At 72.2% G+C, this 14032-nt stretch carries 13 protein-coding genes and 1 tRNA gene; 7 read left to right on the top strand and 7 right to left on the bottom strand.

Translation table 11 applies throughout. The annotated features are described in order from the left end of the window. Positions 1-139 precede the first annotated feature (139 nt). The 4 genes from SGA01_RS26660 to SGA01_RS26645 all read right to left on the bottom strand — a co-directional run bounded on the left by SGA01_RS26660 (position 140) and on the right by SGA01_RS26645 (position 3251). Positions 140-445: a hypothetical protein gene (locus tag SGA01_RS26660; protein WP_055642378.1), complete on the bottom strand. Its 306-nt coding sequence runs from the start codon at positions 443-445 to the stop codon at positions 140-142. Positions 446-845: 400 nt separating this feature from the next. Next, on the bottom strand, positions 846-1370 hold the full coding sequence (locus SGA01_RS26655; RefSeq protein WP_141299151.1) for an O-acetyl-ADP-ribose deacetylase: 525 nt from the start codon (positions 1368-1370) through the stop codon (positions 846-848). 97 nt (positions 1371-1467) lie between these two features. After that, positions 1468-1552: transfer RNA gene (locus SGA01_RS26650), tRNA-Ser, on the bottom strand. 169 nt (positions 1553-1721) lie between these two features. Then, entirely contained in the window at positions 1722-3251 is a 1530-nt protein-coding gene (locus SGA01_RS26645; protein WP_141299149.1) for a S1C family serine protease, read from the bottom strand. A 208-nt stretch (positions 3252-3459) separates the two neighbouring features. On the opposite strand from SGA01_RS26645, the gene SGA01_RS26640 reads away from it, so the two are divergent. The 3 genes from SGA01_RS26640 (at position 3460) to SGA01_RS26630 (ending at position 6144) form a co-directional block, all read left to right on the top strand. Then, the gene (locus SGA01_RS26640) at positions 3460-4290 is read left to right on the top strand and encodes a glycerophosphodiester phosphodiesterase (RefSeq protein ID WP_055642381.1); all 831 of its coding nucleotides are present in this window, start codon (positions 3460-3462) and stop codon (positions 4288-4290) included. Between the two features lie 81 nt (positions 4291-4371). After that, a complete protein-coding gene (locus SGA01_RS26635; RefSeq protein ID WP_141299147.1) occupies positions 4372-4974 on the top strand; it encodes an ATP-binding protein in 603 nt (200 codons plus the stop codon). Between the two features lie 192 nt (positions 4975-5166). Then, positions 5167-6144, top strand: coding sequence for a DUF5926 family protein (locus SGA01_RS26630; protein ID WP_141299145.1), 978 nt, complete (start codon positions 5167-5169; stop codon positions 6142-6144). A gap of 220 nt (positions 6145-6364) precedes the next feature. Here the strand turns inward: SGA01_RS26630 and SGA01_RS26625 are convergent, their stop codons facing one another. Further along, complete coding sequence (locus SGA01_RS26625; RefSeq protein ID WP_229918123.1) at positions 6365-7069, bottom strand: hypothetical protein; 705 nt, start codon at positions 7067-7069, stop codon at positions 6365-6367. Positions 7070-7226: 157 nt separating this feature from the next. Further along, positions 7227-7934 (bottom strand): bifunctional DNA primase/polymerase, encoded by a 708-nt coding sequence (locus SGA01_RS26620; RefSeq protein ID WP_141299143.1) that lies wholly within the window; start codon positions 7932-7934, stop codon positions 7227-7229. Between the two features lie 614 nt (positions 7935-8548). On the opposite strand from SGA01_RS26620, the gene SGA01_RS26615 reads away from it, so the two are divergent. Continuing rightward, on the top strand, positions 8549-10006 hold the full coding sequence (locus SGA01_RS26615) for a PP2C family protein-serine/threonine phosphatase (protein WP_141299141.1): 1458 nt from the start codon (positions 8549-8551) through the stop codon (positions 10004-10006). 122 nt (positions 10007-10128) lie between these two features. Further along, positions 10129-11592 (top strand): aminopeptidase P family protein, encoded by a 1464-nt coding sequence (locus tag SGA01_RS26610; protein WP_141299139.1) that lies wholly within the window; start codon positions 10129-10131, stop codon positions 11590-11592. A gap of 90 nt (positions 11593-11682) precedes the next feature. Here the strand turns inward: SGA01_RS26610 and SGA01_RS26605 are convergent, their stop codons facing one another. Continuing rightward, entirely contained in the window at positions 11683-12144 is a 462-nt protein-coding gene (locus SGA01_RS26605; RefSeq protein ID WP_055642388.1) for an ATP-binding protein, read from the bottom strand. A gap of 204 nt (positions 12145-12348) precedes the next feature. On the opposite strand from SGA01_RS26605, the gene SGA01_RS26600 reads away from it, so the two are divergent. Both SGA01_RS26600 and SGA01_RS26595 read left to right on the top strand, forming a co-directional pair. Next, the gene (locus tag SGA01_RS26600) at positions 12349-13119 is read left to right on the top strand and encodes a hypothetical protein (RefSeq protein WP_141299137.1); all 771 of its coding nucleotides are present in this window, start codon (positions 12349-12351) and stop codon (positions 13117-13119) included. A 113-nt stretch (positions 13120-13232) separates the two neighbouring features. Further along, a complete protein-coding gene (locus tag SGA01_RS26595; RefSeq protein WP_141299135.1) occupies positions 13233-14015 on the top strand; it encodes a YcnI family copper-binding membrane protein in 783 nt (260 codons plus the stop codon). Positions 14016-14032: the final 17 nt, after the last annotated feature.

Genomic DNA, 14032 nt, shown 5'->3' with positions numbered 1-14032 from the left:
TCGGAGACCGCACGCCCCCGGACGCGCGGGGCGTGAAAACGCGGACGGCCCGCACCCCGGTACCGAAGTACCGGCGTACAGGCCGTCGTTCACACTGCGATCACGCCCCCCGTCGGGCCGGCTCCCGTGCTGCTGCCGGCTACCACCACGGGTAGAAGTTCACCACCGCGTTCGACTGGTCGATGTGGGTGAACGCGGAGCCGTTCACGCTCGCCGTGTTGTTCTGGTTGGAGGCACCGGAACCGGTCGCCACCTGCTGCGTGGTGGTCGAGTTTCCGTTGTTGTCGCCACCCACGCCACTGCCGATGATCGTGGCGACGCTGGTGTTCGATCCGTCGTCCGCGAACCCACCGTTGTCGGCCTGGGCCACCCCGGTGAAGAGCGCGGCGGCGAGGGGCAGGGCGGCGGCAGCGGCGAGGACGCGGGCGGTACGGATGCTTGCCATGTCTGTTCCTCCGGGAACTGAAACTGGTGCTTTGCACGGAACTGCTTCGAGAACTTCTCTGAACTACAGCCATTACCCAGGCAGTTGGCCGACCGCCTCGGTCGTTGTGCTCGACGTCGCGAATCCAGAGTTGCCCACCGAATCCCCGGCGAACCACCCCGGAGCGGCTTATTCCCCCGCAAGCGTGAGGACAGCCTGATAAACCCCGGCGAAGCGAGAACGGCGCAGCTCAGCCGGTCGGAAGGGGGTGTGGCGTCGAGTGGATCCGTGCACGGCAAGGGAGGAAGCGTTCCGGCAGATTTTCCGCCAATCCTTATCTCGGAAAGACGACCCGGCGCGTCCCGGGAGCGTGGAATTCGAACTCACCGACCGCAATGGCGGAAATGTTCGACAAACCTTCCTATGGAAGGTCCTGCCTGCCCACAGCCGCCTCGAAGGCCGCGTACGCCCCCGCGTCGAACAGCACGAAGCGCACCTCCTCCACCTCGGTGGAGGCGGCCCGTACGGTCTCCACGGCGATCCTGGCCCCGTCGTCCATCGGCCAGCCGTAGATCCCGGTGGAGATGGCCGGGAAGGCGACCGTACGGTCGCCCAGCTCGTCGGCGATCCGCAGGGATTCGCGATAGCAGGAGGCGAGCAGGGCCGACCGGTCCTCGTTCCGCGACCAGACCGGTCCCACGGTGTGGATCACATGCCGGGCCGGCAGCCGCCCCGCGGTCGTCGCCACGGCCCGTCCGGTCGGCAGGCCCTTGCCATAGTGGGAGCGCCTCAGGTCCTGGCAGGCGGCGAGGATCTCCGGCCCGCCCTTCCGGTGGATGGCCCCGTCGACGCCGCCGCCCCCGAGCAGCGAGGAGTTCGCGGCGTTGACCACCGCGTCGGCCGCCTCGGCGGTGATGTCCCCCTGAACAAGCACGATTCGCACCATGCCGAGAACCTTCTCACCCTGCGGCGCACGGGCAACGAGAAAGGGACGCCCCTGAGGAGAGGCGCCCCTTCCGGTCAGCGCGGGCGCTGACCTCGTGCGGTGGGTGTGGGATTTGAACCCACGGTGACTCGCGCCACGACGGTTTTCAAGACCGTTCCCTTAGGCCGCTCGGGCAACCCACCTTCGCCCCGGCCCACCTGGGGTGGAGCGGGCTACAGCGTACCGGCTGGGGAGCGGCGTGGGGTGGGGTCGGCCGGGGAGGGGGCCGGGTCGGAGTCCCGTGTTCACAAGATCTCCACATATACGGGTTCGCGGCGATCGCCCGCCGCTCCCCCTCCGTGCGGACAGGCCCTAGCTGTCTCCTGTGCGTTCGCCGAGGGTGACCGTGGCCGTCGCCGTCTTGCCGTCGCGCTCGTAGGTGATCTTGACCGAGTCGCCCGGCTTGTGGGTCCAGATCTCGCTGATGAGCGTGGGGCCGCTGTCGATCACGTGGCCTCCGAAGCCCGTGATCACATCGCCGGCCTTGAGGCCCGCCTTCGCCGCCGGGCCGTTCGGGGTGACCGAGGCGGTGCCGCCGGTGCCCTGGGTCGCGATCGTCGCGCCCTCGCCCTGCTCGGTCATGTTCACGGTCGCGCCGATCACCGGGTAGACGGGCTTGCCCGTCTTGATCAGCTGCTGGGCCACGTTCTTCGCCTGGTTGACCGGGATCGCGAAGCCGAGGCCGATCGAGCCCGCCTGGGCCTGGCCGAAGCCGTTTCCGGTCGACTGGATGGCCGAGTTGATGCCGATGACCGCGCCGCTCGCGTCGAGCAGCGGGCCACCGGAGTTGCCGGGGTTGATCGAGGCGTCGGTCTGCAGGGCGCTCATGTACGAGTTGCCGCCGCCCTGGCCGTCGCCGGAGGCCACCGGGCGGTTCTTGGCGCTGATGATGCCCGTCGTCACCGTGTTCGAGAGGCCGAAGGGCGCGCCGATCGCGATCGTCGAGTCGCCGACCGCCACCTGGTCGGAGTTGCCGAGCGGCAGCGGCTTCAGCCCCTTCGGGGCGTTCGTGAGCTTCAGGACGGCCACGTCGTAGCCCTGGGCCCGGCCGACGACCTCCGCGTCGTACGTCTTGCCGTCGGAGAACGTCACGGAGAGCGTGCCGCCCTCCGCCGCCGACGCCACCACGTGGTTGTTGGTGACGATGTGGCCTTCCTGGTCGTACACGAAGCCGGTGCCCGTGCCGCCCTCGCTCTCGCCCTGCGCTCCGCCGGACTTCGCCTGGATCGTGACCACGCTCGGCAGCGCCTTGGCCGCGACCGCGGCGACCGTCCCGGGGTCGCGCTTGAAGGAGGCCGGTGCCTCGGCCGAGGAGACCGTCGTCGAGCCGGTGCTCTCGCCGTCACCCCGCTGAGCCGCCCAGTAGCCGATGCCGCCGCCGACACCGCCCGCGACGAGCGCCGCGACCAGGACGGCCGCCACGAGGCCGCCGGCGCGCTTGCGGGGCGCCTCGGGAGCGACGGGTACGGGCGGGACGGGCGCACCCCAGGCCGGTACGGCCGGCGGGGGCGGGGGCCAGCCACCGGCCCCGCCGACGGCGGCGGGGGCAGGAGCTGGCGCAGGGGCAGGGGGAGCGGGCGGTACGGGAGCCGCGACCGTCGTGGTCTCGGAGGTCGGGGAGGGGGCGGGGGCCGGTGCCGGGGTGGGCTCGGGAGCAGGTGCCTGGGCCTGGGTCTGGGCCGGGGCCGGGGCCGGGGCCGGGGCCGGGGCCTGCTCGTGTTCCTTCGCCATGGCCTCCGCCGCCGGCGGCGCCGAAGGTACGGGAGGGGTCGGAGGCGTCGGAGGTGCGGACGGGGCAGTCGGGTCCGCCGGAACCGCCGTGCCCTCGTTCTCGGTGCTCACAGCTCGCTCTCCTCGTCGACTGCTCGATCACTGCGCGGGGTGGTCGTGGGTGGTCATGCCTGGCTCAGGGTGTTGTCACCAGCTTTTCCCACAGCGCGTCAGACCGCTGTAAGGCGGAGCTGTGCATTCGCGCCCCATCCTTTATATACGGACAGAACGGACAGCCTCCGGTGTGCTCGTCCTACCCCGCCAATGGCACCATGACGCCGTGACTCACGCACGGCAGCACCCGAACAGCGCCCCCGTCCAGGTCGTCGCCCACCGCGGAGCCTCCGAGGACGCCCCGGAACACACCCTGGCCGCCTATGTGAAGGCCATCGAGGACGGCGCCGACGCTCTGGAGTGCGACGTCCGGCTCACCGCCGACGGCCACCTCGTCTGCGTCCACGACCGACGAGTCAACCGTACGTCTAACGGCCGCGGTGCCGTCTCCGCCCTCGAACTCGCCGACCTCGCCGCGCTCGACTTCGGCGTCTGGAAGGAACGGGAGGAGCGGGACGACGCCTCGGAGAGCCCCGACTGGGGAGACCCCGAGTACACCTCCGTCCTCACCCTGGAGCGCCTCCTGGAGCTCGTCTCCGACGCCGGGCGCCGGGTCGAGCTGGCCATCGAGACCAAGCACCCCACCCGCTGGGCCGGCCAGGTCGAGGACCGGCTCCTCCAGCTCCTGAAGCGGTTCGGGCTCGACGCCCCGGCGTCCCGCGACGACTCCCCGGTACGGATCATGAGCTTCTCGGCCCGCTCCCTGCACCGGATCGCCGCCGCCTCGCCGACCCTGCCGACCGTGTCCCTCACCCAGTTCGTCACTCCCCGGCTGCGCGACGGGCGCCTCCCCGCGGGCGCGCGCGTGGCGGGCCCCTCGATCCGGATCGTCCGCCACCACCCCGCCGTGATCCTGCGGCTCCAGAAGGCCGGTCACCAGGTCCACGTCTGGACGGTGGACGAGCCCGAGGACGTCGAGCTCTGCGTACGCCTGGGGGTGGACGCGATCATCACCAACCGTCCCAAGCAGGTGCTCGCCCAGCTGGGCCGCGGCTGATCTCCTGCCCCACTCGTCACACCGTCCCCAGCGCTTACAGGGAGTGCACCGGCGCGTTCGGCGCGTACTCGATCGTCACGAGTGCGACACGCCACGTCCCTTGGCCGGTTTCCGGTCCAGTCCAGTGGGGCATCCACACGGTGGCGTGGGGCAAAGGAGGTCTCGGGGGTGGCGTTGGTGGTGGCACAAGAGGTGCCCACGTCGTCGAGCATGGCCGTACCCCATGGCCCTGCCGGCGTGGGTGAGGCGCGACACCGGATGCGGGACGAGCTGTACCGCAGCGGGGTGTCCGAATCGGTCGTCGACGACGCGGTACTGATCCTTTCGGAGCTGCTCAGCAATGCCTGTCGCTACGGCAGGCCGCTGGGACGGGCGGAACGGGGCGAGGGCGACGTCCTGGCGGCATGGCGGGTCGACTCGTCAGGCGGTCTGCGGGTCGAGGTGACGGACGGCGGTGGTCCCACGAGACCCGTGCCCTCCACGCCCTCGGTCACCGCACGGGGCGGACGCGGGCTGAACATCATCAGCGCGCTGGCCCAGGACTGGGGCGTGCGGGACAGCGCGACCGGCGAGGTCACGGTCTGGGTCGTGGTCACCGAGGGACACCGCCGCGAGGACTTCGCGGCGCGCGTCGGCGGCGGCTCGGGCTTCGACTTCCTCGACGCGCACGACGATCTGGACTGACACCGGGGCATCGGGGCACCAGGCCCCCGGGGCACGCGCCCTCGGCACGCGCCCCGGGCCCACGCCCCCTGGACCGGCGCGTACCGGGCGGGGCCCGCGCCCCGCCTGAGGAGCGGTGGTGCGCTGTGCGGCTAGGCTCGCGCCCGATACAGCACGCACACAGCACCGCCGCGATCGGGAGAAAGCCACACCATGGCCAAGAAGCGCCCCCAGACGAAGGCCGGCAAGGCCGGCCAGGCACAGGTCACGAGCGGGGAGATCCCGGTCGTCGGCGCGCGCGAGCCCTGCCCGTGCGGCTCGGGCCGCCGCTACAAGGCCTGTCACGGCCGGTCCGCCGCGCACGCCGTGACCGAGCTCGTCCAGCGCCCCTTCGAGGGTCTGCCCGGCGAGTGCGACTGGGTCGCGCTCCGCGAGCTCGTGCCCGCCGCCACCGTGCCGCTCACCCTGAAGGGCGGGCTGCCCGAGGGCGTGCCGTCCGTGACGCTCGCGACCGTGCTGCCGATGGCGTGGCCGGCGCTGCGCCGCGACGACGGCTCCGTCCTCCTCGCCCTGCAGAACGACTCCTCCTCCGGCGACCTCGCGCGCGACCTCGCCGACACCCTCCAGCGCGCCCTGGAGACCGAGCCGGGCAACCCGGTCCCGCCGCGCCGCGTGCCGGCCGAGGGCACGCGTCTGCAGGAGCTGCTCGACACGGACGCGCCGTTCGCCCCGGAGGTCCACACGGGCTTCGAGTTCTGGATCCCGGCGTCCGCGGACGGTGCCGACCCCGAGGTCGCCGCCTCCCTGGAGCGCGCCAACGCCGCCGCGATCCCGACGGTCAAGCTGACCGGCGTGGACTCGGCGTACTGGTGCGAGACCCCGGACAAGAACCACCTGCGCTGGGTCATGCCGCACCCGGAGGAGAAGCTCCTCGACGCGCTCGCGCGGCTCCAGGCCGGCGAGGGCACGTCCCTCGGCGAGAACACCCGGCTCGTCGGCTCCTTCCGCGCCCACGGCCTCATGGTGCCGGTGTGGGACCTGCCGACCTCCATGACCGCCGAGCAGTGCGAGAAGCCGGCCGCCGAGTTCGCCGAGCGGCTCGCCGGGGCGCTCGCCTCGGACGCTCCGCTCACGGCCGAGGAGCGGCGGGCGCGCGGCGGCCTCACGAACCGTCAGGTGACTCTCAGCTGATACCCCAGGTGGTATCGGTGACTGACAGACCGACCAGTCGGTGACTTCCGCCACAACCCGGTCTGCGGGCGGGTAAATCCCTGTCCGAATAACCGAGATCGAATTTGCGAACAGCAGATCTCTTGTTACCGTTCTGGAAGCCCGGTCGCTGGTGCATCCCCCGTCGCCAGCGATCGGGCCTTTCCATGCCCGCCCCAGGCCGCGCCGGGGCGTTCGGCACTCAACTTCCTTCGGTGTCCGCCGTGTTGCTGCCCGACCTCAGCAGCAGCGGGGTGCTGCCCCCTTCGCCGGTACCTGCGAATTCCGCGACCGCCGTATACGCCGTGGCCTTGCCCTGACCGCGTTCCCTGGGTGTTTCACAGGTTCCCGGTTCGTCCTGCGCCGCGACCGGACAACGCACTTGTACGGTCCGCCCGCCGGGCGCCATCAGGGTCAGAAACGCGTCGAGCTGCTGCCCCGTGGCGTTCCGGTAGTACGTACGCGCCCAGATGTCGGGCCCCTCGGCCAGGACGCAGGTCTGTGCCTCGATCCCCTCGGGAGAGGCGAGTTCCGGCCCACACTTCGTGATCCGTTCCGGGGCCGCCGGAGTGGCGGATGGGACGGAAGTGGCGGATGGGGCGGCGGGGGAGTCGGAAGGGGCGGAAGCGCGGTCCTGTGCGGCACCGGCGGCGGGAGACTCCGCCGTACGGGCTCCGCGCCCGAGCCCCAGGTCCGACAGCAGCCCCCCGTCCCCGGCCCGGGCCCCGGCGCCGTCCCCGGCTCGTGCCCCGTCCCGGGCTCCGGACTTCGCGTCCCCCGGGCCGGCGGGTCGTACGGGATCGCCCGTCGGGCCGGCCACCGCGACGATCGGTACGAGGACGGCGACAGCGACGGCCGTTCCGAGTCCGATCATGCGGAGTTTCGCCGGGCTCATCACCGGACTCATGCGACCCACCTGCTCTTTCGCCCGGGATCTTCGTCGGGTGGGGCGAACATATCGGCGGCCGGCGGGCGCCCGGTCGGCCGCGCGCCCGTTTCCCCTGCAAGTCGGGCCAGGACACACCCGTTCGGGTGAACGTGCCGGCCCTCGTGTGTGCCGCCGCTCAGTACGTGAGCCGGCTCCCGCCGCCAGGTGCGCTCGTGCTCGCCTCGACCAGGGCGTCCACCACGGCCTCCACGTCCGGCAGCCACGGCCTGGCCGAGCCCGCGAGCGGCGCCCGCTCCCACCGCACCTGCCCGCTCCCGGCGACCGAGGGCGGCAGCAGCAGATAACCGCCCTCGCTGTGGAACCGCAGCGAACTGGGCACGCTGTCCTTCGCGTACAGCAGCTCCCCCAGCCGTTCGAGGCCGTACGGGGCGACGAGGATCGACCATCGCGTCGGCGTCGCCACCACCGGGCCGAGCCGCATGCCCATCGCGTCGAGCGCGGTCAACGCGCGCGCTCCCGCCACCGCGGGCAGGCTCACCGCGCAGGGCGCGCCGCCGCCCGTGGCGAGCACCACCGGGGCCTCCGGCCGCCTGGTCCACCACCAGCGGATCATCCGCTCGTCGGTGGTGGCCGCGAGGAGCCCGGGGTCGAACGGGTGCGCGCCGGGCACCGCGCACTCGGGGTCGGGGCAGGCGCAGAGGGGGCCCGCGGCCGTGCGGGTCGTCGTCTTCAGGCCCACTCCCGGCAGGACGGGCCAGTCCCACTCGACCGCGTAGGCGACCGCCGCGGCGAGCCGGGCGGTCGTCGCCTCGCGCCGGAGCCGGAGCCTGCGTCGCCTGCCTCGCTTCACGAGGGGTCCCAGGATTCCGAGGATCTCGCGCATGAGCGCTCGTTCCTTTCCGTTGAACGCCGAATCCACATCACACCATGTGCAGATCTCTTCACCGTGCGTATCAGCGCGTACAAGGTCGGTGGCGCCCCGCCCCGCGCCGAAAGCGGGGTCGACGGGCCAGGTATGAACCGGTGGGGCCAGGTCGAGCCGGGGAGGAACCGGTGGAGCAGGTCAGAACCAGGTGGAGCCAGGTCGGAACCGGGTGAAGCCAGGTCGGAACCAGGTCGAGCCAGGTCGGTCCGTATCGGTGCCAGATCCAAGCCGGGTCAGAACACGTTCCCCGCCACTGGGGGACGGGCCGGGGCCTGCGGCACGTAAGACGCCGGGGTTCCACGGCACGTTCCGGGGCAGCTCCAACTGCCCCTGCCTGTCATCGAGTACGTACCCAGCACGCTCGGAATGACGCGCTTTCAAACGACGCCAGTCGACCGCAAAAGGTGCACACCGGGGGCAATTTTCAGCCAACTTCTCGCGTACTTCAACCCCTGCGTCCAAGCTCACGGACACCACAAGTCCCATGGGGACAATGCTGGACATCGCTCCTCCGGTGCGTGTACATGTGGATGCATCGAGCGGCGCAGAATGACATGGGGGTTTGCGATGCTATGGCGTCAAACGCACCGGTCGGAAAGCCGACTGACATGAGCGCCCCACACATGCCGAAAGTGGCCGGAATCGATTCCACGGTTCCCCACCCCCCGCACACTACGGCGCCTCTTTCCGGGGTCCCCGCGGCGGCGACACCCGCCGACGCGGCCCTCCCGCCCGGCGCGCTGATCCAGGACCGACTGGCCGGCTGGGTCTCCGACCTCACGACCCTCCACGAACTCACCGAGCGCCTCATCAGGACCTCGTCCCTCGACGCGGCCCTCCCCGAGGTGCTCGGCGCCGGGGCGGCGCTCGTCGGCGCCCGCCGGGGCATGGTCGTCCTCGAACCCGCCGACGGCCTCGGCCCCGCCACCACCATCGGCCTCGGGCTCGCCCACGCCGAGCTCGGCACGATCGAGACCGTCCCGCGCGGCGCCACCAGCTACGGCCGCCTCCTCGACGGCCTCCCGGATCCCGCCGACCCGGCCCGCGTCCCCGATCCGATCGCCATCCCCGACGTCCGTACGGAGGAGGGCCTCGACCCGCGCCACCGTGAGGTCGCCGCCCGCCTCGGCTACGCCGCCAGCTACGCCCTCCCCCTCGCCACCGAGGAGGCCGGCCGGCTGGGCGCGGCCGTCTGGCTCTACGACGAGCCCGCCGAGCCCTCCGAACGCCAGCGCCACCTCATCGGGCTCTACGGCCGCTTCGCCACCGAGCACATCGCCCGCCTCCTCCAGGTCGAGCGGGCCCGCGCCCAGGTCTCCACCGTCGCCGAGGAGCTGCTCCCGAGCCGCCTCCCCCGCGTCCCCGGCGTCCAGCTCGCCGCCCGCCACCGCACCGGCCCCCGGGGCGGCGGCGACTGGTACGACGCGCTGCCGCTGCCCGAGGGCGCCCTCGGGCTCGCCGTCGGCTCCGTCACCGGGACCGGCCCGAGCGCGCTGGCCGCCATGGGTCGGCTGCGCGCCTCCCTCCGGGCGTACGCGGTGATGGAGGGCGAGGACCCCGTCGCCGTCCTCTCCGACCTGGAGCTCCTGCTCCGGCTCACCGAGCCCGCGCGCTCGGCGACGGCGCTCTTCGCGTACGCCGAGCCCGCACAGCGCCGGATCGTCCTGGCCGGGGCCGGACACGCCCCGCCGCTGATCATCGGCGACCACCGCACCGAGTTCGTCGAGACCTCGCTCTCGGCCCCGCTCGGGATGCTCTCCTGCTGGGAGGCGCCGAGCGTCGAGCTGTCCCCCGCCCCGGGAGAAACGGTGCTTCTCTACACGGACGGGCTGCTCCGCCGTACCGGCGACGCCATGGACCGGGCCTTCGCGCGCCTCCACGCGGCCGCCTCGAGCGTGCCGAGGGCGGACCGGGGCGACCCGGGCGCGATCGCCGACCACATCCTGCGGACCCTGCTGCCCGAGGGCCTCGGACTCGACACCGTCGACGACGAGGAGGACGTGGTCCTGCTCGCCGCCCGCTTCGAGTGACCCGCCCCGCTTCGAGTGAGCGGAACGTGACGCTCCGGTAATGGGTCTTCCGGCCCTGGGCCCCCTTCCGTACGACCGTACGATGGTGGGGGTTCAGTGTCGTACCAAGAGGAGGCAGACCCGTGGCCGAGGAGCTCACGCCGGAGACCCCGGAAGAGTCGACCGAAGAGGCGATCAAGCAGCGGAAGAACGGCCTGTACCCGGGCGTGTCCGACGAGCTCGCCGAGAACATGAAGTCCGGCTGGGCCGACACCGAGCTGCGGGACCTGGCGCCCATCGCGCAGGCCGACAAGACCGCCGCTCGCCGCGCCGCCCTGTCCGCCCGCTTCCCGGGCGAGCGCCTGGTGATCCCCGCCGGAAAGCTGAAGACCCGGTCGAACGACACCGAGTACGCCTTCCGCGCCTCCACCGAGTACGCGTACCTCACCGGCGACCAGACGCAGGACGGCGTCCTCGTCCTGGAGCCCGTCCGCGCGGGCGGCCACAAGGCGACGATCTACCTGCTGCCGCGCTCCGACCGTGAGAACGGCGAGTTCTGGCTCGACGGCCAGGGCGAGCTGTGGGTCGGCCGCCGCCACTCCCTCACCGAGGCCGAGCAGCTCCTCGGCGTCCCCGCGAAGGACGTCCGCGAGCTCGCCGCCGAGCTGAAGGAGGCCACCGGCCCCGTCCGCGCCGTCCGCGGCCACGACGCCGGCATCGAGGCGGCGCTGACCGACAAGGTCACCGCCGAGCGCGACGAGGAACTGCGCGTCTACCTCTCCGAGGCCCGTCTGATCAAGGACGACTTCGAGGTCGCCGAGCTCCGGAAGGCCTGCGAGGCCACGGCCCGCGGCTTCGAGGACGTCGTCAAGGTCCTCGACAAGGCCGAGGCGACCAGCGAGCGCTACATCGAGGGCACGTTCTTCCTGCGCGCCCGCGTCGAGGGCAACGACATCGGCTACGGCTCCATCTGCGCCGCCGGCCCGCACGCCACCACCCTCCACTGGGTGCGCAACGACGGCGACGTCCGCTCCGGCGACCTGCTGCTGCTCGACGCCGGCGTGGAGACCACCGAGCTCTACACCGCGGACATCACCCGCACCCTGCCCATCAACGGCCGGTACACCGAGCTCCAGCGCAAGATCTACGACGCCGTGTACGAGGCGCAGGAGGCCGGCATCGCCGCGGTGAAGCCCGGCGCCGCCTACCGCGACTTCCACGACGCCGCCCAGCGCGTCCTCGCCGAGAAGCTCGTCGAGTGGGGCCTCGTCGAGGGCCCGGTCGAGCGCGTCCTGGAGCTCGGCCTCCAGCGCCGCTGGACCCTGCACGGCACCGGCCACATGCTCGGCATGGACGTCCACGACTGCGCCGCCGCGCGCACCGAGGCGTACGTCGACACGACCCTCGCGCCGGGCATGTGCCTGACCGTCGAGCCGGGTCTGTACTTCCAGGCCGACGACCTGACCGTGCCGGAGGAGTACCGAGGCATCGGCGTCCGGATCGAGGACGACATCCTCGTCACCGAGGACGGCAACGTGAACCTCTCGGACGCGCTGCCGCGCCGCTCCGAAGAGGTCGAGGCGTGGATGGCCGGCCTGAAGGGCTGACCACCGCGATCACGCGTACGTTGGAGACGAAGGGCCCCCGCCGACCGACCGGCGGGGGCCCTTCCCCGTACGCGTACGTCTCTCTCCGGTTCAGGCCATCAGGAGCGACGGCCCGTCCTTCCACTTCAGGATCTTGTCGAAGCTGACGACCGCGCCGCCCCGGCCCGAGCGGTTGCCGAACTGCACATGGTCGGCGAGCTCCTCGATCAGGCGCAGCCCCCGGCCGTGCTCGGCGTCGTCCGAGGGGGCCGTCGGCGCCGACGCCCTCTCGACACCGGGGAAGCCCGGTCCCGAGTCCGCCACCTCGATACGACAGGTCTCGCCGTCCAGGTAGGCCGTCACCCGGTAGGCCCTGCCCGTCCCGCCGGCCTCGCCGCCGACGTCACCGCCGTGCTCGACCGCGTTCGCACAGGCCTCGGTCAGCGCGACCGACAGCTCGTACGACACGTCGGGGTCGACCCCCGCGGTCTCCATCGTGCCCAGCAGAAGCCGGCGGGCCAGCGGCACGCTCGCGGCTTCGCGCCGCAGATGGAGTGACCACCAGATGCTCATGCTCCAGCCTCCCGGCAGCGGCTCGACATACCGATACCTATTGCCGGACGGAACCCTTCGTAAGCCCCCGAAGGCGACAAGAGCGCTCGTTCGGCGGATGCACCGCGCCGGGACGCCGGTGTATGTCACCCCGAAGACGCCCAAGAACGACCTTACGGACCTGCCTCATGGCGGGCGTGCCCCTGGTGCGATGATGGGCCCGCCATGACTGCCCCCGCGCTCGCTCCACGGCTGCTGAGGGCCGCGGTGTTCACCGCGGTCTGCGTCGTGCTGTCCGCGCTGGGACACGCCCTCGCCGCCTGTGCGGGGATCGCCCTGTGGACCCTCGTCGCCGGCTTCCTCGGCATCTTCGGGATCACCGTCCTCTTCACCGGACGCGACCGCTCCCTCGCCTTTGTCGTCGGCGCCCTCGCGGGCGGGCAGCTCGGCCTGCACACCCTCTTCAGCCTGGGTCAGCGCCCTCTCGCGCTGAGCCCCACGGCCGACGACGTGCTCGTGCGGATGGCCGCCAAGCTGGTCTGCGGGGCGGGCACCGGGGCCATCAGTCCGGCCGACGCCGCCAGGATCGTCGGCGACGCCGGGCTCGCCCCGGCCACCGCCCACGGCCACCTGGCACACACGACGGCCCCGGCCGACGGGCTCCTGCCCGGACTGCCCATGCTCCTCGGCCATCTGCTCGCGGCGCTCGCCGCGGGCTGGCTGCTGCGCCGCGGCGACCGGGCCCTGGTCCGGCTCGTCGAGCTCTCCGAGCAGGGCGCGACGGAGCTCGCCGAGTGCGCCCTCGTGCGCTCCTTGCGGGCCGCCCTCCGTCTCGTACGGAGCCTGCTCGCCGGACTGTCCACGACCCCGCACGCGGGATCGTGGCTGTCCGCCCGTACGGCCTTCGACACCTCGCCGCCGCCCGTGTTCGAGGCGCTCGAGAACACGGTGATCAGACGCGGCCCGCCGGCCGCCGACTGCGTCCTCGCAGCCTGACGCGGACCGCTCACCAGGAGCGGCGCCGCGTACGCCCGCACGCCTCGACCGGGGTACGACCCCTCGGCGCGCCGGGTCCCGCCGTCCTTCTCCGAGCCGGAGTGTCCTCTGCCATGACCGTTTCCGTTTCCGCCTCCCGTGTCGCCCTCGCCGGTGGCATCGCCCTCTCCTCCGTCGTGCTGCTGTCCGGCACGGCCTTCGCGCACGTCAGCGTGCAGCCGCAGGGCGAGGCCGCCAAGGGCGGCTACGCCACCGTCAACATCAAGGTCCCGAACGAGCGCGACAACGCCTCCACCGTGAAGCTGGAGGTCAACTTCCCGCTCGACCACCCGCTGGCCTCCGTCATGCCGCAGCCCGTCCCCGGCTGGAAGGCCGAGGTGACGAAGAGCAAGCTCAGCAAGCCGCTGGAGCTGCACGGCAAGAAGATCAACGAGGCCGTCTCCAAGGTGACGTGGACCGCCGACGGCTCGAAGATCGGCCCCGGTCAGTTCCAGCAGTTCCCGCTCTCCCTCGGCCAGCTGCCCGAGGACACGGACCAGCTCGTGCTCAAGGCCATCCAGACGTACGACAACAAGGAGATCGTGCGCTGGATCGAGGAGGCGAAGGAGGGCGCGGACGAGCCGCAGAACCCGGCTCCCGTCCTGAAGCTCTCCGCCGCGAGCGGTGACCACCACGGCGCCGCCGCCACCGACGCTCCCACCACCGCCCCCTCGGCCTCGGCCTCCGGGGACGCGAAGACCGGGCACGACGACAAGGCCGGCCACCACGAGGAGAAGACGGCCGCCGCCGCTTCCTCATCCGACACCACGGCCCGGATCCTCGGCGTCATCGGCATCCTCGTCGGCATCGCCGGCGTCGCCTTCGGCGTCCTCGCCGGCCGCCGCCGCTCGGCCTGACGGCCGCACCCTCACCC

It is taken from the genome of Streptomyces gardneri (assembly GCF_006539185.1).
GTDB lineage: Bacteria > Actinomycetota > Actinomycetes > Streptomycetales > Streptomycetaceae > Streptomyces > Streptomyces gardneri.
This window is presented reverse-complemented; position numbering and strand designations above follow the sequence as displayed.

Bases quoted from the DNA above. Each gene is read 5' to 3' on its own strand.
- SGA01_RS26660 (WP_055642378.1), bottom strand. From the start codon at position 445: ATGGCAAGCATCCGTACCGCCCGCGTCCTCGCCGCTGCCGCCGCCCTG.
- SGA01_RS26655 (WP_141299151.1), bottom strand. From the start codon at position 1,370: ATGGTGCGAATCGTGCTTGTTCAGGGGGACATCACCGCCGAGGCGGCC.
- SGA01_RS26630 (WP_141299145.1), top strand. From the start codon at position 5,167: ATGGCCAAGAAGCGCCCCCAGACGAAGGCCGGCAAGGCCGGCCAGGCA.
- SGA01_RS26625 (WP_229918123.1), bottom strand. From the start codon at position 7,069: ATGAGTCCGGTGATGAGCCCGGCGAAACTCCGCATGATCGGACTCGGA.
- SGA01_RS26620 (WP_141299143.1), bottom strand. From the start codon at position 7,934: ATGCGCGAGATCCTCGGAATCCTGGGACCCCTCGTGAAGCGAGGCAGG.
- SGA01_RS26615 (WP_141299141.1), top strand. From the start codon at position 8,549: ATGGCGTCAAACGCACCGGTCGGAAAGCCGACTGACATGAGCGCCCCA.
- SGA01_RS26605 (WP_055642388.1), bottom strand. From the start codon at position 12,144: ATGAGCATCTGGTGGTCACTCCATCTGCGGCGCGAAGCCGCGAGCGTG.
- SGA01_RS26600 (WP_141299137.1), top strand. From the start codon at position 12,349: ATGACTGCCCCCGCGCTCGCTCCACGGCTGCTGAGGGCCGCGGTGTTC.
- SGA01_RS26595 (WP_141299135.1), top strand. From the start codon at position 13,233: ATGACCGTTTCCGTTTCCGCCTCCCGTGTCGCCCTCGCCGGTGGCATC.